At 62.6% G+C, this 20,816-nt stretch carries 20 protein-coding genes and 1 other RNA gene; 9 read left to right on the forward strand and 12 right to left on the reverse strand.

Annotation, left to right across the window (positions count from 1 at the left end; translation table 11 throughout):
- Window positions 1-3 precede the first annotated feature (3 nt).
- Window positions 4-1,215 (forward strand): CaiB/BaiF CoA transferase family protein, encoded by a 1,212-nt coding sequence (locus tag HNP49_RS08120; RefSeq protein ID WP_409372528.1) that lies wholly within the window; start codon window positions 4-6, stop codon window positions 1,213-1,215.
- Between the two features lie 12 nt (window positions 1,216-1,227).
- Here the strand turns inward: HNP49_RS08120 and moaE are convergent, their stop codons facing one another.
- The 6 genes from moaE to dmeF form a co-directional block, all read right to left on the reverse strand.
- Window positions 1,228-1,683 (reverse strand): molybdopterin synthase catalytic subunit MoaE, encoded by a 456-nt coding sequence (moaE, locus tag HNP49_RS08125; RefSeq protein ID WP_184682200.1) that lies wholly within the window; start codon window positions 1,681-1,683, stop codon window positions 1,228-1,230.
- A 6-nt stretch (window positions 1,684-1,689) separates the two neighbouring features.
- Window positions 1,690-1,765: non-coding RNA, sX9 sRNA (locus HNP49_RS08130), on the reverse strand.
- A 121-nt stretch (window positions 1,766-1,886) separates the two neighbouring features.
- Window positions 1,887-2,135, reverse strand: a complete 249-nt coding sequence (locus tag HNP49_RS08135; RefSeq protein ID WP_184682202.1) for a MoaD/ThiS family protein — start codon at window positions 2,133-2,135, stop codon at window positions 1,887-1,889.
- A complete protein-coding gene (gene moaC / locus HNP49_RS08140; RefSeq protein ID WP_184682204.1) occupies window positions 2,132-2,608 on the reverse strand; it encodes a cyclic pyranopterin monophosphate synthase MoaC in 477 nt (158 codons plus the stop codon). The genes HNP49_RS08135 and moaC overlap by 4 nt, the downstream gene beginning before the upstream one ends.
- Before the next feature lie 121 nt (window positions 2,609-2,729).
- On the reverse strand, window positions 2,730-4,121 hold the full coding sequence (locus tag HNP49_RS08145; RefSeq protein ID WP_184682206.1) for a PhoH family protein: 1,392 nt from the start codon (window positions 4,119-4,121) through the stop codon (window positions 2,730-2,732).
- Between the two features lie 349 nt (window positions 4,122-4,470).
- A complete protein-coding gene (gene dmeF / locus HNP49_RS08150) occupies window positions 4,471-5,481 on the reverse strand; it encodes a CDF family Co(II)/Ni(II) efflux transporter DmeF (protein ID WP_184682214.1) in 1,011 nt (336 codons plus the stop codon).
- A 143-nt stretch (window positions 5,482-5,624) separates the two neighbouring features.
- Between dmeF and yaaA the strand changes: the two genes are divergently transcribed.
- The 3 genes from yaaA to HNP49_RS08165 all read left to right on the forward strand — a co-directional run bounded on the left by yaaA (window position 5,625) and on the right by HNP49_RS08165 (window position 7,722).
- Window positions 5,625-6,404 (forward strand): peroxide stress protein YaaA, encoded by a 780-nt coding sequence (gene yaaA / locus HNP49_RS08155; RefSeq protein WP_184682216.1) that lies wholly within the window; start codon window positions 5,625-5,627, stop codon window positions 6,402-6,404.
- Between the two features lie 98 nt (window positions 6,405-6,502).
- Entirely contained in the window at window positions 6,503-7,339 is an 837-nt protein-coding gene (locus tag HNP49_RS08160; RefSeq protein WP_184682218.1) for an SDR family oxidoreductase, read from the forward strand.
- Complete coding sequence (locus HNP49_RS08165) at window positions 7,336-7,722, forward strand: ABZJ_00895 family protein (protein ID WP_184682220.1); 387 nt, start codon at window positions 7,336-7,338, stop codon at window positions 7,720-7,722. The genes HNP49_RS08160 and HNP49_RS08165 overlap by 4 nt, the downstream gene beginning before the upstream one ends.
- Here HNP49_RS08165 and HNP49_RS08170 read toward each other — a convergent pair.
- Complete coding sequence (locus HNP49_RS08170) at window positions 7,719-8,618, reverse strand: DMT family transporter (RefSeq protein WP_184682222.1); 900 nt, start codon at window positions 8,616-8,618, stop codon at window positions 7,719-7,721. The genes HNP49_RS08165 and HNP49_RS08170 overlap by 4 nt on opposite strands.
- Before the next feature lie 139 nt (window positions 8,619-8,757).
- Between HNP49_RS08170 and HNP49_RS08175 the strand changes: the two genes are divergently transcribed.
- Window positions 8,758-9,630 (forward strand): helix-turn-helix domain-containing protein, encoded by an 873-nt coding sequence (locus tag HNP49_RS08175; RefSeq protein WP_184682224.1) that lies wholly within the window; start codon window positions 8,758-8,760, stop codon window positions 9,628-9,630.
- Between the two features lie 11 nt (window positions 9,631-9,641).
- On the opposite strand, the gene HNP49_RS08180 is transcribed toward HNP49_RS08175, so the two are convergent.
- Window positions 9,642-10,130, reverse strand: coding sequence for a glutathione peroxidase (locus HNP49_RS08180; RefSeq protein WP_184682225.1), 489 nt, complete (start codon window positions 10,128-10,130; stop codon window positions 9,642-9,644).
- Between the two features lie 83 nt (window positions 10,131-10,213).
- A complete protein-coding gene (locus HNP49_RS08185) occupies window positions 10,214-10,699 on the reverse strand; it encodes a peptidylprolyl isomerase (RefSeq protein ID WP_184682227.1) in 486 nt (161 codons plus the stop codon).
- Between the two features lie 11 nt (window positions 10,700-10,710).
- Between HNP49_RS08185 and HNP49_RS08190 the strand changes: the two genes are divergently transcribed.
- From HNP49_RS08190 to HNP49_RS08205, 4 genes are all read left to right on the forward strand, one after another.
- Window positions 10,711-10,986, forward strand: a complete 276-nt coding sequence (locus tag HNP49_RS08190) for a DUF3565 domain-containing protein (protein WP_409372529.1) — start codon at window positions 10,711-10,713, stop codon at window positions 10,984-10,986.
- Complete coding sequence (locus HNP49_RS08195; protein WP_184682231.1) at window positions 10,986-12,173, forward strand: acetate kinase; 1,188 nt, start codon at window positions 10,986-10,988, stop codon at window positions 12,171-12,173. Before HNP49_RS08190 ends, HNP49_RS08195 begins: the two co-directional genes overlap by 1 nt.
- Window positions 12,174-12,190: 17 nt before the next feature.
- Entirely contained in the window at window positions 12,191-14,281 is a 2,091-nt protein-coding gene (gene pta / locus HNP49_RS08200) for a phosphate acetyltransferase (RefSeq protein ID WP_184682233.1), read from the forward strand.
- Window positions 14,282-14,405: 124 nt separating this feature from the next.
- The gene (locus HNP49_RS08205; RefSeq protein WP_184682235.1) at window positions 14,406-15,311 is read left to right on the forward strand and encodes an acyltransferase; all 906 of its coding nucleotides are present in this window, start codon (window positions 14,406-14,408) and stop codon (window positions 15,309-15,311) included.
- A gap of 405 nt (window positions 15,312-15,716) precedes the next feature.
- Here the strand turns inward: HNP49_RS08205 and HNP49_RS08210 are convergent, their stop codons facing one another.
- The 3 genes from HNP49_RS08210 to HNP49_RS08220 form a co-directional block, all read right to left on the reverse strand.
- The gene (locus tag HNP49_RS08210; RefSeq protein ID WP_184682237.1) at window positions 15,717-17,084 is read right to left on the reverse strand and encodes a DUF1329 domain-containing protein; all 1,368 of its coding nucleotides are present in this window, start codon (window positions 17,082-17,084) and stop codon (window positions 15,717-15,719) included.
- Between the two features lie 36 nt (window positions 17,085-17,120).
- Complete coding sequence (locus tag HNP49_RS08215; RefSeq protein WP_184682239.1) at window positions 17,121-18,896, reverse strand: DUF1302 domain-containing protein; 1,776 nt, start codon at window positions 18,894-18,896, stop codon at window positions 17,121-17,123.
- A gap of 230 nt (window positions 18,897-19,126) precedes the next feature.
- Window positions 19,127-20,809: a fatty acid--CoA ligase gene (locus HNP49_RS08220; protein WP_184682241.1), complete on the reverse strand. Its 1,683-nt coding sequence runs from the start codon at window positions 20,807-20,809 to the stop codon at window positions 19,127-19,129.
- Window positions 20,810-20,816: the final 7 nt, after the last annotated feature.

The following is a 20,816-nucleotide window of genomic DNA, read 5'->3' on the forward strand; positions in this document are numbered from 1 at the left end:
CTGATGGAAGCCCGTATGTCCCTGCCCAGCAAACCCCTCGCCGGCCTGAAAGTGGTCGAACTCGGCACCCTGATCGCCGGCCCGTTCGCCTCGCGCATCTGCGCCGAGTTCGGCGCCGAGGTGATCAAGGTGGAGTCGCCCGATGGCGGCGACCCGCTGCGCAAGTGGCGCAAGCTGTACGAGGGCACCTCGCTGTGGTGGTTCGTGCAGGCGCGCAACAAGCAGTCGATCACCCTCAACCTCAAGCACGAGGATGGCCGCGAGGTACTGAAGAAGCTGCTGGCCGAGGCGGACATCCTGATCGAGAACTTCCGCCCCGGCGTGCTGGAAAAGCTCGGCCTCGGCTGGGATGTCCTGCACGCACTGAACCCGAAGCTGGTGATGGTGCGCCTGTCCGGCTTCGGCCAGAGCGGCCCGCTGAAAGACCAGCCGGGCTTTGGCGCCGTCGGCGAATCCATGGGCGGCCTGCGCTACATCACCGGTTTCGAGGATCGCCCGCCGGTGCGCACCGGCATCAGCATCGGTGACTCCATCGCCGCGCTGTGGGGCGTGATCGGTGCGTTGATGGCGCTGCGGCATCGCGAGGTCAACGGCGGCCAGGGCCAGGTGGTGGACGTGGCGTTGTACGAGGCGATCTTCGCCATGATGGAGTCCATGGTGCCGGAATTCGACGTGTTCGGATTCATCCGGGAAAGAACCGGCAACATCATGCCCGGCATCACGCCCTCCTCCATCCACACCTGCGCCGACGGCAAGCACATCCAGATCGGCGCCAATGGCGATGCCATCTTCCAGCGCTTCATGCGCGCGATTGGCCGGGACGACCTGGCCGATGCACCGGACCTTGCCGACAACGCCGGCCGCGATGCCCGTCGCGACGAGCTGTACGGCATTATCGACCGCTGGGCCGGCAGCCTGCCGCTGGCCGAGGTCGAGGCCACGCTGCTGCGGGCCGAGGTGCCGGCAAGTCGCATCTACTCGGCCGAAGACATGTTCGCCGACCCGCAATTCATCGCCCGCGAGATGTTCCTCGCCGCCAAACTGCCGGACGGCAAACCGTTCAAGATGCCGGGCATAGTCCCCAAGCTGTCGGAAACGCCGGGCGGCGTGGAATGGACAGGCCCGGCGCTGGGCGAGCACAACGACAAGGTGCTGGGCCAGCTGGGCTATTCGGCCGAGCAGATCGCCGCGCTCAGGAACGGCGGAGTGATCTGACCGGGCGGCGCCTCAGAACTTGTCCCAGCGCTGCGCGGCCTGCTGGTCGCTGCAGCGCCCCTCGACCCAGCGCTCGCCCTCTGGCGTACGTTCCTTCTTCCAGAAGGGCGCACGGGTCTTGAGGTAATCCATGATGAAGGCGCAGGCGTCGAACGCCGCCTGACGATGGGCGCTGCTGGTGCCGACGAAGACAATGGGCTCGCCCGGCTCCAGCACCCCGACCCGATGGATGATCTCCACCGTCAGCAACGGCCAGCGCTCGCGGGCCTCAACCTCGATCTTCGCCAGTGCCTTCTCGGTCATGCCGGGATAGTGCTCAAGCAGCATGCCGGCCACCGCCTGGCCGTCGTTGAAGTCACGCACGTAACCAACAAAGCTGACCACCGCGCCAATACCGAGATTGGCCGCGTGCAGGGCATTAAGCTCAGCACCGGCGTCGAAGGCCTCGACCTGAATTCGAATGCTCATCAAAATTGTCCTCAAAGCGTAGCCAGCAGGTGTCAGCTCGGGGCGGACGGAGCACAGGAAGCGGAATGTACAGCTAGTACATGTGGATGACTCGTTTCACTCGCTCTGACGAGCCGCACTAGCGTGCGTTCAGTCGAAAATCCAACTGTCCGAGCACCGCCCAACTCGAGATCACACACGCGCAGTAGCTTTCAAGATGATTTTCAGCCGCCGGTGACGGTGGGGAAAAAGGCCACCTCATCGCCATCAGCCAGCTCGGTGTCCAGCCCACAGAGTTCCTGATTACGCGCGCACATCAAATTCTGCTCAGCCAGCACCGCCCAGACGCCGCCGCGCGCCAGCAGGTGTTCGCGCAGGGAGTCGAGGTTTGCCAGCCCCGCCTGCCAGGCCAGTTGCTCGCCGCCGATACCGAGCGTCTCGCGGTAGCGGGCGAAGTACTGCACATGGATCATGCCTGCTCCTCCAGCCGGTAGTGGCCGCTCTTACCGCCCTGCTTCTCCAGCAGGCGCACGCCCTCGATGGTCATGCCGCGATCAACCGCCTTGCACATGTCGTAGATGGTCAGCGCGGCAACGCTGGCGGCGGTCAGCGCCTCCATCTCGACGCCGGTCTGTCCGGCCAGCCGGCAAGTGGCACGAATGCGCACCGTATCGCCGCCCTCCGCCTGCAGTTCGACCTTGACGCTGGTCAGCAGCAGCGGATGGCACAGCGGAATCAGCTCATGGGTCTTCTTCGCCGCCTGGATACCGGCAATGCGCGCCACGGCAAACACATCCCCCTTGGGATGACCGCCGTCCTGAATCAGCTGCAGGGTCGCCGGCAGCATGCGCACGCAGGCCTCGGCGGTGGCTTCGCGGGCGGTCACGGCCTTTTCGGTCACATCGACCATATTGGCCCGGCCCTGGGCGTCGAGATGGGTCAGCACTGGGAATATCCAAAAGAGTGGCTATGACCCGATTGTACCCCGCCGCGCCCTGGCCGAAAGGGCTGAATGATCGGTCATCAGGGGGAAGGCGGCCGGGCGGTTTCCCGCCCGGCGCCGGGGCTTACATATGCGCTTCGGCGTACTCGGCCAGCACCGAGCGCGGCACACCCTGCAAGGTGATATGCACGCCGTGGGGGAAGTCCTTGAAGCGTTCGGTCAGGTAGGTCAGACCCGAGCTGGTGGCGGACAGGTAGGGAGTATCGATCTGCGCCAAGTTGCCCAGGCAGACCACCTTGGAGCCGCTGCCGGCACGGGTAATGATGGTTTTCATCTGGTGCGGGGTGAGATTCTGGCACTCGTCGATCAGGATCAGGCTCTGCTGGAAGCTGCGCCCGCGGATGTAGTTGAGCGACTTAAACTGCAGCGGCACCTTCTGCAGGATGTAGTCGACACTGCCATGGGTCGACTCGTCGTCCGAATGCAGCGCCTCTAGGTTGTCGGTGATGGCGCCGAGCCAGGGCTCCATCTTCTCCGCCTCGGTGCCTGGCAAAAAGCCGATGTCCTCGTCCAGACCCTGCACGCTGCGGGTGGCGATGATGCGCCGGTAGCGCTTGCTGACCATGGTCTGCTCGATAGCGGCGGCCAGCGCCAGGATGGTCTTGCCCGAACCGGCGGCTCCGGACAGGTTGACCAGGTGGATGTCCGGATCAAGCAGCGCATAGAGCGCCAGCGACTGGTAGATGTCGCGCGGCTTCAGCCCCCAGGCCTCCTGATGCAGCAGCGGTTCCTGGTGCATGTCGAGCAGGGTCATCTCGCGCTCGTTCACCTCCTTGACCCAACCCACAAAGCCCTGCTCGTCGATGATGAACTCGTTGACATGTACCGCCGGCAGCTCGCTGCTGCGCGGCACCATGTGCCAGGTGCGGCCATGGCCCTGACGGGTCTCGACCTTGCTCACACGGTCCCAGAACGAGCCGGTGAGCGTGTGGTAGCCGCGCGACAGCAGGGCCACGTCGTCCACCAACTGGTCGGTGTGGTAGTCCTCGGCGAAGATCCCGCAGGCGCGGGCCTTCAGACGCATGTTGATGTCCTTGGTCACCAGCACCACATCGGTGCCGGGGTGGCGGCTGCGCAGGTCCACCAGCTGGTTGATGATCTTGTTGTCGTTGAGGTCTTCCGGCAGCCAGGTGATCGGCTCGGCACGCTTGTTCATCAGGATCGACAGACTGCCCTTCGGCGCATTCTTGCCGCGACTGATGGGCACGCCGCTTTCCACCTCTTCCGGTGAGGCGCCGCCAAGGACCTGATCGATCAGGCGGATGGCCTGTCGGCATTCGGCAGCCACGCTGTGTTTGCCGGTTTTGAGCTTGTCCAGCTCCTCCAGCACGGTCATCGGAATGACCACGTGATGCTCCTGAAAATTCAGCAAGGCATTCGGGTCGTGAATCAGCACATTGGTGTCGAGCACGTAGAGGATCGGCTTGCCGGGATTGGAACGTCCATGGTCAACCATATCGCGATCACCTCTGCAGGACCGCTGTCCGGGGCACCACGGCCACTCGGCAGCAGCTCATTGGACTGGATGGTGAAACGTCCCAAGGGCGCTCCACCAGGGGAGGCCACCCACCGGATGTGCTATCCGGCCATGCACACAGAAGGCGAGAAAAACGCGCCACCTGTGAGGCAGGTTTCGGCGGTCTAGCTTTGTTAATAGCGCATTAATGATGAAGAAAAAACGTCTTTTTCAGGCCCACCGGTTTTTTTTCATCGCCTGACCGATAGCGCTTGGCGAGCCCCTGCCGCGCCGTTAAAGTCAGAAGTCCTCCCCAGCAAAACTGGCCCCGCCGGCAGCCCTCTGACGGCTAGCTGCGCGCCCTGCAGCGGTTGACCTCGACCGTCACATGCACCAGCTGACTGAACTCACGCAGACGGGCCTTATAGCCATCGGCGCTGCCCTCGCCATGGGTTACCAGGCTGACGATGCAGGCATACTGCGCCTGCCCTACCCGCCACAGATGCAGGTCGACCAGCTCGGCATCCGCCTCTTCGGCCAGCGCCTCGCGCACCTGTTCGACCAGCGGATCGTCCATCTCGCGATCCAGCAGCACCCGCGCGGTTTCCAGCAGCAGGCCACGCGCCCAGATGCCGATGATCAGCGCCCCCACCAGCCCCATCAGCGGATCCAGCCAGTTCCAGCCGAAGTACTTGCCACCCAACAGAGCCACAATGGCCGCCACCGAGGTCAATGCATCGGCCAGTACATGAATGAACGCCGCATGGCGGTTGAGATCACGCCCGCCGTCGGCCGGACTGGTCATCCCGGCATGGTCGTGATCGTGATCGTGATCGTGATCGTGATCGTGATGAGCATGCGACGAAGCATGCGAATGACCATGCCCATGGTCGTGGCTGTGATCGTGGTGCTCATGCAGCAGGAAAGCCGAGGCCAGATTGACCAGCAGCCCGATAACCGCCACCCACAACGCCTGATCGAAACCGATATCGGCCGGCTGCCACAGACGCAGAATCGACTCGAGCGCCATTAGTGCCACCACCACGGCCAGCAGCACCGCGCTGGCAAAACCGGCGAGCACCTCGACCTTCCAGGTGCCGAAGGCATAGCGTTGGTCATTGGCATGGCGGCGGGCGAAGGCATACGCCAGGGCCGCCAGGCCGATCGCCACCATATGGGATGCCATGTGCCAGCCATCGGCAAGCAGGGCCATGGAGTTGAACCAGTAGCCGGCCAGGATCTCGACCAGCATGGTCAGCCCGGTCAGTGCCACCACCAGCCAGGCCTGGCGTTCAGCCGTGCGGGCCACCGGGCGGAAGTGATGAGAAGACTGCCATTGCTGATGATTGCAGGCGCTCATGGAAACTCCTCGGTATGTGGATGCGCAGAGCTTGTGCCTTGCCACCGGGGCAAGGTCAAGTCCCGACCAGCAATCAACGTGATAGGTGGAGTCCATGCCCCGGCCGCCACTACAATCGCCCCTCGTCCAGAGGAGACCGACTGATGCTGCTGGTGATTTCCCCCGCCAAGACGCTTGACTACGACACCCCGCCGGTAACGCCGCGCTTTACCCTGCCGGCTCACCTGAAACAGGCCAGCGAACTGATCGAGCGCCTGCGTGAGCTGAGCCCGGCGCAAATCAGTGAGTTGATGGACCTGTCAGACAAGCTCGCCGGCCTCAACGCCGCCCGCTATGGCAGCTGGACGCCTGACTTCACTCCGGACAACGCCAAGCAGGCACTACTGGCTTTCAAGGGCGATGTGTACACCGGCCTCAACGCAGAGGATTTCAGCGAGGCGGATTTCGACTTTGCTCAGCGCCACCTGCGCATGCTCTCCGGCCTCTACGGCGTGCTGCGACCACTGGATCTGATGCAGCCCTACCGCTTGGAAATGGGCACCAAACTGAGCAACGCCCGCGGCAAGAACCTCTACGAATTCTGGGGCGAACGCATCAGCCAGTGGCTTAACGAAGCCATGGCCGAACAGGGCGACAACATCCTGCTCAACCTCGCCTCCAACGAGTACTTCTCGGCGGTCAAGCGCAAGGCACTCAACGCCAGGATCATCGACACCGAGTTCAAGGACCTGAAGAACGGCCAGTACAAGATCATCAGCTTCTATGCGAAAAAGGCCCGTGGCCTGATGGCCCGTTACGTGATCAAGGAGCGCCTGAGCAACCTCGAGGACCTCAAGGCCTTCGACTATCAGGGCTATCGCTACAGCGCCGAGCAGTCCAAGCCCGATAGCCTGGTGTTCCTGCGCGACCAGCCGCAGGACTGAAATGGCCTTCTACTGGCCTTACCGGCCAGTACAGGAGTCGATTGGCCCGTTAGGATGCTGCCCTACGATCAGCGCCCATCAGCAGACAAGGAGTTCACATGAGTCAGCCCGTCGCCTTCATTACCGGATGCTCCAGCGGCATTGGCCGCGCTCTCGCCGATGCCTTTCAGGCCGCCGGTTACAGCGTGTGGGCCTGTGCGCGCAAGGCTGAGGACCTGGCCACGCTCAGCGCCGCCGGCTTTGTCGCGGTTGAGCTGGACGTCAACGATGCCGCCGCCGTGCAACGCGCCAGTGCGCGCCTGCAGCAGGAGGCTGGGCGCCTGGACGTGCTGATCAACAACGCTGGCTACGGCGCCATGGGCCCGCTGCTCGACGGCGGTGCCGACGCCCTGCGTCGGCAGTTCGAAACCAATGTCTTCAGCCTTATCGAGCTGACTCGCGCCTGCTTCCCGCTGCTGCGGACCAGTCGCGGTCTGGTGGTGAATATCGGCAGCGTCTCGGGCGTCATGGTCACGCCCTTCGCCGGTGCCTACTGCGCGTCCAAGGCTGCCGTACATGCCCTCTCCGACGCCCTGCGCATGGAACTGGCACCCTTCGCCATCGAGGTCATGGAAGTGCAGCCGGGGGCCATCGCCTCCAGCTTCGGCAGCAATGCCAGCCGCGAAGCCGAGACACTGATCGCTGAAACTTCGGCTTGGTGGCCGCTGCGCGAGGGCATCCGCGCCCGCGCCAATGCCTCGCAGGATCATCCGACGCCAGCCAGCGAATTTGCCGCCGTGCTGCTGGCCGCCGTGCAACAGGGCAAGCGCACGCGCCTGCTGCGCATCGGCAATGGCAGCCGGGTCATGCCACTACTGGCCGCCCTGTTGCCCAAGGCGTTGCTGGAGAAGGTTCTGATGAAACGCTTCGGCCTCAACCGGCAGCTGGCTCCATGAGCGGCAGCGCCCCGCTCGCCCTGCGCTATTACGCCGGCGGCGCCGTGGTCGCCGTGATGGCACTCAACCTGCTGGTACGCGCGTTATTCAAGCTCGGCGGCGTCAGCGCCACCCTGCTGGTGGCCACACTGGTGGCACTGGGGGTCAGCCTGATCTTTGCCCGCCGGGAAAAACGCCTGCCGACGCTCGCCGAGCGCTGGCGCCTGGTCGGTCTCTACGGCCTGATCCTGGGTCTGCTCTACCTCGGCCTGTTCGGTCTGATGCTGCTCAAGGACGAGCCGGGCCATATGGGCCAGCTGCTGTTTGTCCTGCACGCCCTCAGCTATCCGACCCTGCTGGCGCTGTGCTTCACGCCCAAGCTGATTCGCCACTGGCTGCCTTAGATTGACTCAGCAGTTTTGACCGGAGGCGTACGCGGTTTACGGAACACCAGCCAGTTGCCCAGCATCACCAGCACCAGGCCGGCCAGCGCCGGCGCTGTCCACTCATAGCCCTCCAGCCAGGCCGAGATATTCAGCGCCACCAACGGGAACAGCACCGTGCAATAGGCCGCCTTCTCCGGCCCGAGGCGGCCGACCAGGGTCAGGTAAGCGGTAAAGCCGATCACCGAGCCGGGAATGGCCAGGTAGAACAAGGCCCCGACGTAACGCAGGCTGCCCTCGAAGGCAAAGGGCACGCCCTGCAGCAGGCAATACCCAGCCAAGAGCAGAGCGCCATAGAGCATGCCGTAAGCATTGGTGCTCAGCGGCCGCCAGCCAGCCTTCTGTTGCAGGCTGGAGAGCAGGTTGCCGGCGGAAAAGCTCAGCGTACCGAGCAAAGCCAGCACCAGGCCCAACCAGGTCTGCGGCGAGGCGTCATGGCTGATCAATTCCGGCCAGAACAGCAAAGCCAGGCCGAGCAGACCACAGCCCCCGCCCGCAAGCACATTGAGCGCCAGCCGCTGACCGAAAAACAGCCGGGCATTCAGCGCGTTCCACAACGTAGCGGTGGAAAACACCACGGCGATCAGGCCGCTGGGGACCCACTGGCTGGCATGGTAGAAACAGACAAAGTTGACGCAGAACAGGCATAACCCCTGAGCCAGACACAGCCCCTGTGCGCGCCGGTCGAGCCGCTGCAGGCGCCCCGTGATCAGCAGGCCGGCGAACAGCACCAGCGCGGCCAGGGCAAAGCGGTAGACGATCGACACCTCCGGCGGCACCAACCCCAGTTGCCAGGTGATGGCGATCCAGGTAGTGCCCCAGATCAGCACGGTCAAAAGGTAGAGAAACAGGTTCATGCAGGCCTCCTTTGGGCTTGCAGTGTCACGCCTGCAGCCGCTCGGCACTTGCACAATCTTGCGCATTTGCGCGCCAGAGACTGGGAGCCGACCGCTCGCGGGGTTAGCATGCAAGCCAGTATTTATCGGGCGTGCCGACATGAGTCAGTCGCTGCAACATCAGGTTTTTCAGGCGCTCAACCGCTCCCGTGCGCAACTGGAGCGCAGCGTGCAGCTGGCCGACGGGCTGGCCCTGGCGCAGTGGCGAAACGCCCATGACGCTACCCAGTACAACACCCCCGGGCATCACACCTTCGGTTGCTACTTGGAAGGCGGCTACGGCACCTTTCGCCGCGACCTGCCACAACTCAAAGGCGCGCCGCAGCGCCTGTGCATCCTGCCGGCCGAGCACCAGTCGGCCTGGGTGGTCAACGGAGAACTGCGCTTTATCCATCTATATGTCAGCCCGCAGCCGTTTGCCCTCGGTGCCGTGCAGTTGCTCGACCGCGAGCCGCGCGAACTGCAACTGCAGGAGCGCACCTTTATCGAAGACCCGCAGCAGGCCGGCCGTTTTCGCCAGCTGGCCCTGCTCGACTGGCAGGAGCCAGGCGAACGGCTGCTGTGTAGCAGCCTAAGCCAGGCCATCCTCGACCAGGCGCTACTGACTCAGGTAGGACGCAGAAACGGGCTGCAACTCAAAGGCGGCCTGGCGCCACAGACGCGGCGCCGGTTGCAGGAATACATTGAGGCACATCTCGAGCAGCCACTGGGGCTGGCTGAGCTGGCCGAGCAGGCCGCGCTATCGAGCTACCACTTCGCGCGCATGTTCACGCAGAGCTTCGGCCTGCCGCCGCACCGCTATGTGCTGATGCGCCGCCTGCAGCGGGCGACCGAACAGCTGACCAGCAGCCCGCATGAACTGGGGGATATTGCCCTGGCCTGCGGCTTTGCCAGTGCCAGTCACTTCAGCACGCGCTTTCGTCAGCACTTCGGCGCAACACCGAGCCAGTACCGAGCGGCACGATGCATCTGAGCCTGTACGGCTCAGAGCTTGTCCAGCGCACCTTCAATGGCTTGCAGCAGCGCTGCATCATCCGGCGCCGTGCGCGGCGAGAAGCGCGCCAGCACGCGACCATCAGGGCCCAGCAGAAACTTCTCGAAGTTCCAGGTGATGTCGCCGGGAAACTCGGCGCCCTCACCGGCCAGCAGGGTGTACAGCTGGTGGCGATCCGGACCATTGACCTCGAGCTTGGCGCTCATGGGGAAGGTCACGCCGTAGTTCAGGCTGCAGAACTGGGCGATCTCCGCCTCGCTGCCCGGCTCCTGCCCGGCAAACTGATTGCACGGCAGGCCCAGCACGCTGAAACCGCGGGCACGGTAGCGCTGATAGAGCGCCTCCAGCCCGGCGTATTGCGGGGTCAGACCACACTTGGAGGCCACGTTGACCACCAGTACCACCTGACCTGCCAGCGGCGCCAGCGGCAGCGCCTGGCCATCCAGGCCTTGCAGGGTCAGTTCATGAAACATGCTCATGAGTCACTCCTTGTGAAAACAACCGGGACGGAAAAGGCGCCCCGTGGGCGCCTTTCCTTATCAGCCTAGCAAGGCCGACCCCATCAGTGGTGGTGACCACCTTCGCCATGGATGTGACCATGGGCGAGTTCTTCAGCATTGGCTTCGCGTACGGCAACAACCTTGACCTTGAAGTTCAGACGCTGGCCGGCCAGCGGGTGGTTGCCGTCGACGGTCACGTCGTCGCCTTCCAGATCGCGGATGGTGACGATCTGCATGCCGCCATCCGGACCGGAGGCGTGGAACTGCATGCCGATTTCCAGTTCCTCGACACCTTCGAACATGCTGCGGTTAAGCACGGCGACCAGCTCGGCGCTGTACTCGCCATAGGCTTCTTCCGGCTCCACGGCCACTTCCAGCTCGTCACCAACCTGCTTGCCTTCCAGCGCTTTCTCCAGACCGGCGATGATGTTGCGAGCGCCGTGCAGATACACCAGCGGCGCGCCACCAGCGGAGCTGTCGATCACCTCACCGGCATCGTTGGTCAGGGTATAGTCGATGGAAACCGCCTTGTTGGCCGCAATCTGCATGGTTGAAACCTTTGGATAGAGAAAAAAGAGCCCGCAGTGTAGCGCCGCGACCGGGCGAAAGCGACCCGAGCGCAGACGGACGGAAGCTCTGCCGGCTGCTCGGATGGCATCAGGATGAACACGACCACTGGGTCGCCGAGCTGTCTTGCGGGCATACTCAACACCAGCGCCATCAGCCGCCCTGGCAGAACCGCGCCTGGGTCCTGGACGCCGAGCAGCGTCAGGCCAGTATCGGTCAGCCCTTCGCCTGCGGCTGGTGTGCCCAATCGTCTGACAAGGAGGCCTGATGGCCAGTCGCAATATTCTGGTAATCAACTGCGGCAGCTCGTCGATCAAGTTTGCCCTGATCAACGAAGACCACGGCGCGGCCACGCTGCAGGGGCTGGCCGAACGTCTTGGCAGCCCCGAAGCCGAGCTTCGCTGGCAGCAAGGTGATGCAAAAGACAGCCTGATGATTCCCGACGCCGACCACCGGGCCGCCCTCGCCCAGTTGCTGCCACGGGTGCAGCAGGCCGCAGGTGGCGCCCTGCATGGCATAGGCCACCGCGTGGTGCACGGCGGCGAGCAGTTCACCAGCGCCTGCCGCATCGATGCCGCGGTGCTTGAAGCCATCGGCAGCGCGGCCGTGCTTGCTCCGTTGCACAACCCGGCCAACCTGCAGGGGATCGAAGCGGCACTGGCAGTCTTTCCCGATCTGCCGCAGGTGGCCGTCTTCGACACAGCCTTCCACCAGAGCCTGCCGGAACATGCCTTCCGCTATGCACTGCCCGAGTCGCTATACCGCGAACAGGGCATCCGCCGCTATGGTTTCCACGGCACCAGCCACCGCTACGTCAGCCAGCGCGCGGCCGAGATGGCCGGCCTGGCCTATGACGACAGCTGCTGGCTGGTTGCCCACCTCGGTAACGGCTGCTCGACCTGCGCCGTGATCAACGGCCAGAGCCGCGACACCAGCATGGGCCTGACGCCGTTGGAGGGCCTGGTGATGGGCACGCGCAGCGGCGACGTCGACCCCAACCTGCATGGCCATCTGGCACGCACGCTGGGCTGGGACCTGCCGCGCATCGACAGGCTGCTCAATCACGAAAGTGGCCTCAAGGGGCTTTCCGGCCTGTCCAACGACATGCGCAGCCTGGAGCAGGCGCGCGAGCAGGGGCATGCCGGCGCGACCCTGGCCATCGAGGTGTTCTGCTACCGCCTGGCCAAATCGCTGGCGGCCATGGCCTGCGCCCTACCGCGCCTGGATGGCCTGCTGTTCACCGGCGGCATCGGCGAGAATTCGGCGCTGGTCCGCAGCAAGACGGTCGCCCACCTGCAACTGCTCAACCTGAAACTCGACCCGGCGGCCAACGCCCGCTGCGTGCGCGGCGTGAGTGGCACCATTCAGGCCGAAGGCCACCCGCGCATACTGGTGGTGCCGACCAATGAAGAACGGCAGATCGCCCTCGACACCCTCGCCCTTCTGCCGAACTGAAACGCCAAGGAGTTAGCGTGCATACCTTTTTCATCGCCCCCACCGGTTTCGGTGTCGGTCTGACCTCGATCAGCCTGGGGCTGATCCGCGCCCTGCAACAGGCCGGCCTGCGGGTCGGCTTCTACAAGCCGGTCGCCCAACTGCATCCCGGAGACCACGGCCCGGAACGCTCCAGCGAATTGGTGGCGCGCACACACGGCCTGTGCGCGCCGGCACCCCTGCCGCTCAGCGAGGTCGAGCACATGCTTGGTGACGGCGAGTTGGATGAACTGCTGGAGAAGGTCGTCAGCCAGTTCCAACAGGTCGCTGCCGACAAGGACGTGGTCATCGTCGAAGGCATGGTCCCAACCCGCCAGGCCAGCTACGCAGCCCGGGTCAACTTTCACCTGGCACGCAGCCTGGATGCCGAGATCATTCTGGTGTCAGCCCCCGAGCAGGAGAGCCTCACCGAGCTGGCCGACCGCATCGAGATTCAGGCCCAGATGTTTGGCGGCCCCAAGGACCCCAAGGTTCTGGGCGTGATCCTCAACAAGGTGCGCCATGCCGACGGCCCCGAGGCCTTCATACAGGAGCTGCGCGAACATTCATCGCTGCTCAAGAACGACGACTTCCGCCTGCTCGGCTGCATTCCCTGGCAGGAAGCACTGAACGCGCCACGCACCCGTGACGTCGCCGACCTGCTGCATGCCGAGGTACTCAACGCTGGCGACTACGAACAGCGCCGCGTACACCGCATCGTCCTGTGCGCGCGAGCCGTGCCCAACAGCGTGCACCTGCTCAAGCCCGGCGTACTGGTGGTCACTCCGGGTGATCGCGACGACATCATCCTCGCCGCGAGCCTGGCCGCGATGAACGGCGTGCCCCTGGCCGGCCTACTGCTGTGCAGCGACTTCCCACCCGACCCGCGGATCATGGAGCTCTGTCGCGGCGCTTTGGCTAGCGGCCTGCCGGTGCTGACGGTAGCCACCGGCTCCTATGAGACGGCAACCAACCTCAACCGGATGAACAAGGAAATCCCCATCGACGACCGCGAGCGGGCCGAACGGGTGACCGAGTTCGTCGCCGGCCAGGTCGACCTGCCCTGGTTGCGCAGCCGCTGCGGCACTCCGCGTGAACTGCGTCTGTCACCACCGGCCTTCCGTTACCAGCTGGTGCAACGCGCCCAGGCTGCCAACAAGCGCATCGTCCTGCCCGAAGGCAGCGAGCCGCGTACCGTACAGGCCGCCGCCATCTGCCAGGCGCGTGGCATCGCCCGCTGCGTTCTGCTGGCCAAGCCCGAGGACGTTCAGGCGGTCGCCAAGGCGCTGGCCATCGAGCTGCCGGCCGGCCTGGAAATCCTCGATCCGGATGTGATCCGTGGCCGCTATGTCGAGCCCATGGTCGAACTACGCAAGGGCAAGGGCCTGAACGCACCCATGGCTACTGCACAGCTGGAAGACACCGTGGTGCTGGGCACCATGATGCTGGCCCTGGACGAGGTCGACGGTCTGGTCTCCGGCGCCATCCATACCACCGCCAACACCATCCGCCCAGCCTTGCAGCTGATCAAGACGGCACCCGGCTACAACCTGGTGTCCTCGGTGTTCTTCATGCTGCTGCCCGAGCAGGTTCTGGTCTATGGCGACTGCGCGGTGAACCCCGACCCGAATGCCGAGGAACTGGCGGAGATTGCCCTGCAGAGCGCGGCATCGGCCCAGGCCTTTGGCGTACTGCCACGAGTTGCCATGATCAGCTACTCCACCGGCGACTCCGGCACCGGGGCGGAAGTGGAAAAGGTCCGCGAAGCCACACGTATTGCCCGCGAACGCAACCCGCAGCTGGCCATCGACGGCCCGCTGCAGTATGACGCCGCCGCCATCGCCAGCGTAGGCCAACAGAAAGCGCCAAACAGCCCGGTGGCCGGCCGCGCCACGGTGTTTGTGTTCCCCGACCTGAACACAGGCAACACCACCTATAAGGCCGTACAACGCAGCGCCGAGTGCATCAGCGTCGGCCCGATGTTGCAGGGGCTGCGCAAGCCGGTGAACGATCTGTCGCGCGGCGCGCTGGTCGACGATATCGTTTTCACCATTGCTCTGACGGCCATTCAGGCCGACAGCACACACTGATAAGTACCGCCGACTGCCCAGTCACGCGGCCGGCGGGGCTTACAGCTCAGTGCACAACTGTTAACCTAAACAATTCAGGCGCCCTACAACAACGCCTCATCAATCTTGGAGACCCGCTTCGCTCATGCTCAGCTTTCTGCCTGCCCCGCTGCGCGGGACCCTTGCCGGCCTCACGCTGGTACTCAACACCCTGATCCACTGCGTCCCGCTCTTTGCCGTCGCCCTGCTCAAGCTGCTCGTGCCGATCCCTGCCATCCAGCGGCTGCTGCGCTATGTGATGCACGGCATTGCCGAGAGCTGGATCAGCGTTAACAAGTTTTGGATGAATCTGGTCTACCCGACCCGCTGGGACACCCAGGGGCTGGAAGGCCTGGACATGCGCCACTCATACCTAGTGACTAGCAACCACCAGAGCTGGGTGGACATCCTCGTCCTGCAGTACCTGCTCAACCGGCGCATGCCACTGCTGAAGTTCTTCCTCAAGCAGGAGCTTATCTGGGTCCCGGTGATCGGCCTGTGCTGGTGGGCGCTTGAGTTCCCTTTCATGAAGCGCTACAGCAAGGAGTTCCTGATCAAGTATCCGGAAAAGCGCGGCCAGGACCTGGCCACCACGCGCAAGGCCTGCGAGCGCTACAAGACCAATCCAGTCTCGGTGTTCAACTTTCTCGAGGGCACTCGCTTCACTCCGAGCAAGCATGAACAGCAAAATTCGCCGTTCCAGCATCTGCTCAAACCCAAGGCCGGCGGCATTGCCTTCGTGCTGGACGCGATGGGTGAGCAACTGCATGCGCTGGTCAATGTCACCATCCACTACCCCCAAGGGCGCCCGACATTCTGGGACCTGCTCAGCGGCCAGGTCAAAAGCGTGGTGGTGCGTTTCGAGAAGATGGAGATTCCCGCCAGCTTCATCGGCAAAAACTACGATCAGGACGAAGCTTATCGCCTGGAATTCCAGCAGTGGGTCAACCAGCTGTGGGAACAGAAGGATGCCGAGCTAGGTGCGCTGAAAGAGCAGTTCCCCGCGACCTGACAGCCAGTTTGCCGCTTTACCCCAGGCAACCGACGCGGGATAAGCGCGGTTGCCCAGGATCTAGGATACGCGCCACCACTCCTGAGCTCGATCGGAATAACACCGCACCACAAAGAGCATCGCCAGGCGTTTACACCCGCGCCCTTGCCCATTGGCGACCCGCAGTTCTGCAGGCTCTCACCAACACGCAACAACCTACCCACCACGACCGCCAGCGAGCACGAACACGCCAACCCAATCAAGTGCATCGCTTGGGGCGCGCATCTAGTGTCGCCCTGTCAGTCATGGCATCGAGCACTTGCCCACCGCATAAACAACAAGGCCCGTATCTCACGATACGGGCCTTGTGATGGGAGCAAGCTCCCAGAGGCTATGCAGGCGACTATAGAGCCGCCTGTTGGCGAATTAACGCACGCCAGCCTGGCGCAGAGCAGCCGGGGTGAAGTCCGAGGAAGCAGCCTTGTAATCGAAGTTATAAGACTGTTTCTCTTCGTTCTTCATACCCAGAGCCAGGTAACGACCAGACAGCAGGTCGTTCAGCGACTCCAAGGTGTACCACGGTACTTGCTTGTTGTAGTAGTACTGCGAGTGAGCTTCAGCTACGCGCCACAGCGTGCCACGGCCGTCGTAATGGTCGATGGCAGCGGCTTGCCAGGTGTCCTCGTCGAGGTAAAAGTCACGCTTGGCGTAGATGTGACGCTCGCCGGCTTTCAGGGTCGCAGTCACGTGCCACACGCGGTGCAGCTCGTAACGGGTCAGATCCTGATTGATGTGGCCAGGCTTGATGATGTCGGCGTACTTGATGGACGGCGAGTCCAGCTTGTAGCTGTTGTAAGGAATATAGATTTCCTTCTTGCCGTTCAGCTTCCACTCGTAACGGTCCGGAGCACCGTTGTACATGTCGAAGTTGTCGGAGGTACGCAGACCATCGGAAGCGGTACCCGGACCGTCATAGGACACCTGCGGCGCACGGCGCACACGGCGCTGACCAGCGTTGTACAGCCACGCAAGACGCGGTTCCTTCACCTGGTTCAAGGTTTCGTGTACCAGCAGCACGTTACCTGCCAGACGCGAAGGAGCAGTCACCTGCTGCTTGAAGTAGAACAGCACATTGCTTGCCTGAGCCGGGTTGTAGTCGGTCAGGTTGGTGCGGAAGGCAAATTCGTCCTGGAAGTACACCAGCGAGTAGGAACCGTTCTGCTGCGGAGCAGCCTGGGTCACCAAGCGCTGCACGCTACCGCCACGATAGCGGGTAATGTGGTTCCAGATCGCTTCCAGACCGTTCTGCGGAATCGGGAACGGGTTAGCGAGATCGAAGTTCTCCAGACCGTTACCGCCTTCAACCAACTTGGTCGCCGTGGCGTTCTTCTTGGTTGCCGCCAGGACATCAGCAGGCAGGGTAGCGCTGCGATGGGTCGGATAGACCGGCATCTTGAAGGTGTCCGGATAACGCTTGAGCATGGCCTGCTGACCCGGGGTCAGCTTGTCCTTGTACTGATCAACGTTCTGCGCGGTGATAGTGAACTTCGGCTGTTCGCTGGCAAACGGATCTGCCAGGAAGCCCTTGGCATCCACAGCACCGGCGTTAGCCGGAAGGCCGCCAGTCCACTCGGGAATGGAGCCATCGGCGTTACCGGCTTTTTCCGCGCCGACCGGTGTCAGGGTAGTGCCAAGCTTGGCTGCTTCATCGGCAGACACCGCTGCCATCACGCTGGTAGCCAGCATGCTCAGCGCCAGGGCGCCGGTTTGCATCAATTGCTTGCGAATTTTCATCTGTAGCAATTCCTTAATTCAGTACGTTCCGTGTGCTTAGAAGTTCACGCCGAAGCTCAAGGCTACGAAATCACGATCAATGTTGGTGTTGTATTCACCACCAAAGAAATCGGTGTAAGCCAGGCTGGCGGTATAGGTGTTCAGGTAGTCGGCATCCACGCCCAGGCTGACGGCCTTGTTGCCTTCGTTGAAGGTCGGACCATAGCCATCGACGTCATGCGCCCAGGACATGTTCGGCTTGAGGTTTACACCGGCGAATACGTCGTTGTATTCGAGGATGGCGCGCGCGCGATAACCCCAAGACGTATTGGTATAGAAGCCCTTGTCGTTACACTCGTCCGGGTTAGCGGTGTTGAGCAGACCGCGGCAGAGGCTTTGAGTCGGAATGGCACCGTTGCCGAACTCCGGCGCGCGACCAAAGCGCAGCTCGTTGACGTTCAGATTGCTCACATGGGAGTAACCCACTTCACCGACCACGGTCAGACGCTCGGCACCCATCACCTGATCGAAGAACTGGGTAACGGTGACCTGAGCCTGGGTCAGAGGTTTGCGCACATAACCGGTCAGGGTTTCGCCAGCACCGTAAGCGGCATGATCGGCGAGATAGATCGGGCTGTTATTGGTGATCAGCGCACCCGCCTGAGCCACCGAAGCAACGGTCAGGTCAGTGGTGTTGATCTGCATCGGCATATTCGGGCGATAGCTCAACTCACCATTCACGGCCGTGGAGCCAATGTTGGTGGAGAAGCTCACGCCGTGCAGACGGATGTCTTCCGGATACTCGAGGAAGTACTTGCCACTCAGCTCACCGGTAGTAGCGTCCTCAAGCGTGTACAGACCCGGCTGGCCGGCCACATAAGAGAGGATAGGCGTACGGCTGTGATAGTTCATGGTGTAGAAGCCGAACTCGGTATCGTTCAGCTCTTCGGCAAACCAGCGCAGGGCGATACCATATTGGCCGCTATCACGGGCATCTTCGTCACCAAGGCGACCTACATAGCGATAGTTGTTGCTAGCACTGCGTGGCGACAGGTCGGAACCCTGAACACCCAGACGATCGGTACAGCCATCCTGAACCACGTCTGCGGCGAAGAAGGTGCCACAGTTATCCAGAACGGTCTGTTCCCATTCCAACTGATAGAAAGCTTCAGCCGAGAGGTTGTCGGTCAGGCTCTGCGATACGTAGAACATGTTGACCGGGATCAGGCCTTCCTTGATCTCGGCGCCCGGACGACGGAACGCTGCAGCATCGACCGGGTTGATGGCGTTGATACTGTTGAAAATGAAAGTGCTTTCACCCCAGCTGACTACCTGCTTGCCCAGACGCACGGAGCCCGGCAGATCGGCAATGTCGTAGTTGTGGTAGATGAAGGCATCGAGAATTTCGGCACCGGAAGACTGCGCAGCCTGCTTGCGGTTGCTGTCGTCGATATCGTAGAGCAGACGGCTTTCGTCCTTCAGCTCGAAGTCGTACCAGTACTTGCCGCGCACCAGTACGCCGGTATCGCCGTACTTGAGTTCAAGGTCGTGAATACCCTTGAAGATCTTGGAGAAGGTCTCGCCCTTCTTGAAGTTCAGACGACCATCGTCGCCGGTTTGCGAGGAGGCCTGACCGCCGTTACGGGCACCCACCAGATCCGGATCGGCGCCACGCACCGACCAGCTAGCCCCCACGGACAGCGAGGAGTCGAAGGAACCTTCGATTTCACCCATATTGAAAGTCACACCGAAGGCCGGAGCGGCCAGGGTGGAGGCGAGGCTTACGGCCAGTGGCAGCTTGGCCAGACGCCAGGTCTGTTTGAATGTGGTCATCGACGCTACTCCATATGTACTTTGTTGTTATGGATGCGGGGGACTATAGCCAGCAGGGCTGACGACCTGATCCCCCTAAAGTGTGATTTGCAGTCCCCAATCAGTCTGCTCCGGCCCTTCCAGCGAACTTAACCCGGCTGGACCGGTCACAAATCCCGTTTAGGTCAGCAATTAGCAGGCCAAGCAACTCCTGACCTATCGGTTCTCACCGCGACCGCCCTACAGGCCGCCTACAGCGTAGACAGAAACGGGCTGTTCGCCGCCTGCCACTGGCCGATATCCACGCGGATGCGCTTCTTGTCCAGCTTGCCGACGCTGGTCTTGGGAATATCGGTAACAACGGCAATCTGCGTGGGTATCGCCCACTTGTTGATATGCCCTTCTTCAACGAAAGGCTTGAGGTGCTCCTTGAGGCCCCTGGCATTCAGCGCCTGGCCATCACGCAGCACCAGCAGGGCAAACGGACGCTCGCCCCACTGCGGGTCGGCGATCCCCACCACTGCCACTTCCTTCACCGCCGCATGGCGACTGATCAGATCTTCCAGCTCCAGCGAGGAAATCCACTCACCACCGGTCTTGATCACATCCTTGATACGGTCGCGGATATCGATGTAGCCCATGCTGTCGAGGGTGGCGACGTCACCGGTGTGCATCCAGCCGTGCTCCCAAAGTTCCGCCCCCTTCTGCGGCTCACGGAAATACCCTTGAGTCAGCCAGGGCGCACGCAGCACCAGCTCGCCCTGAGTCTCGCCGTCCACCGGCAGCATCTGGCCATTGGCATCCATGATCGCGGCATCCACCAGCGGCACCGGCACGCCAGCCTTGATGCGGTAGGTAATGCGCTCGTCTTCGCTGCCGGCCAGCAGCTCCTCGTTCATGTGTGCACAGGAAATCAGCGGGCAGGTCTCGGACATGCCGTAGGCAGCGGTGAGCTGGATACCGCGCGACTTGGCAGCCTTGTACAACGAACTGTTCAGCGCACTGCCGCCGATGATCAGCTTCCAGCCGCCAAAATCCACGCCCTCGGCGGCCTTGGCGTGCATCACCATCTGCAGGATGGTCGGCACGCAATGGGAGAACGTGACCTTCTCGTCGCGCCACAGCTTGACCAGCAGTTCCGGATCGTAACGCCCCGGGTACACCTGCTTGATACCGAGCATGGTCGCCACATACGGCATGCCCCAGGCATGCACGTGGAACATCGGGGTAATCGGCATGTACACGTCATCGGTGCCCATCAGGCGGATGCTGTCCAGGCTGCCGACCACGGTCGCCATGGACAGGGTGTGCAGCACCAGTTGGCGATGGGTGAAGTACACGCCCTTGGGGTTGCCGGTGGTGCCGGTGGTGTAGAAGGTGGTGGCCACCGAATTCTCGTCGAAATCGGCAAACTCATAGCTCGGACTGGCCGCCGCCAGCAGGCTCTCGTACTCGCCAACCAGATTGGGCAGATCGGCCGTCTTGTGCGCGGTATCGGTGAGCAGAATGGTCTTCTCGACCGTGGTCAGATGGCCCTCGATACCCTTGTACAGCGGCACAAACTCGCTGTTGACCAGCACGAACTTATCTTCGGCATGGTTCATGGTGTAGAGAATCTGATCCGGCGACAGGCGGATATTGATGGTGTGCAGCACCGCACCGAGCATCGGAATGGCAAACATACATTCCAGGTAACGGTGGCTGTCCCAGTCCATCACCGCCACGGTATCCCCTGCTTTCACTCCGGCCGCACTGAGCACATTGGCCAGCCGCGCCACACGCTCATTGAAGGTGGCGTAGCTGAAGCGCAGCTGATCACGATAGACAATCTCGCGGGTCTTCTCGTAACGCGCACCGGACATCAACAGGCGCTTGATCAACAGTGGATACTGGTAGGCGTTGTCGGCGGCGGGGAGGATCTTGGTCTTGAGCATGGCGATA

It is taken from the genome of Pseudomonas fluvialis (assembly GCF_014207935.1).
GTDB classification, from domain to species: domain Bacteria; phylum Pseudomonadota; class Gammaproteobacteria; order Pseudomonadales; family Pseudomonadaceae; genus Aquipseudomonas; species Aquipseudomonas fluvialis_A.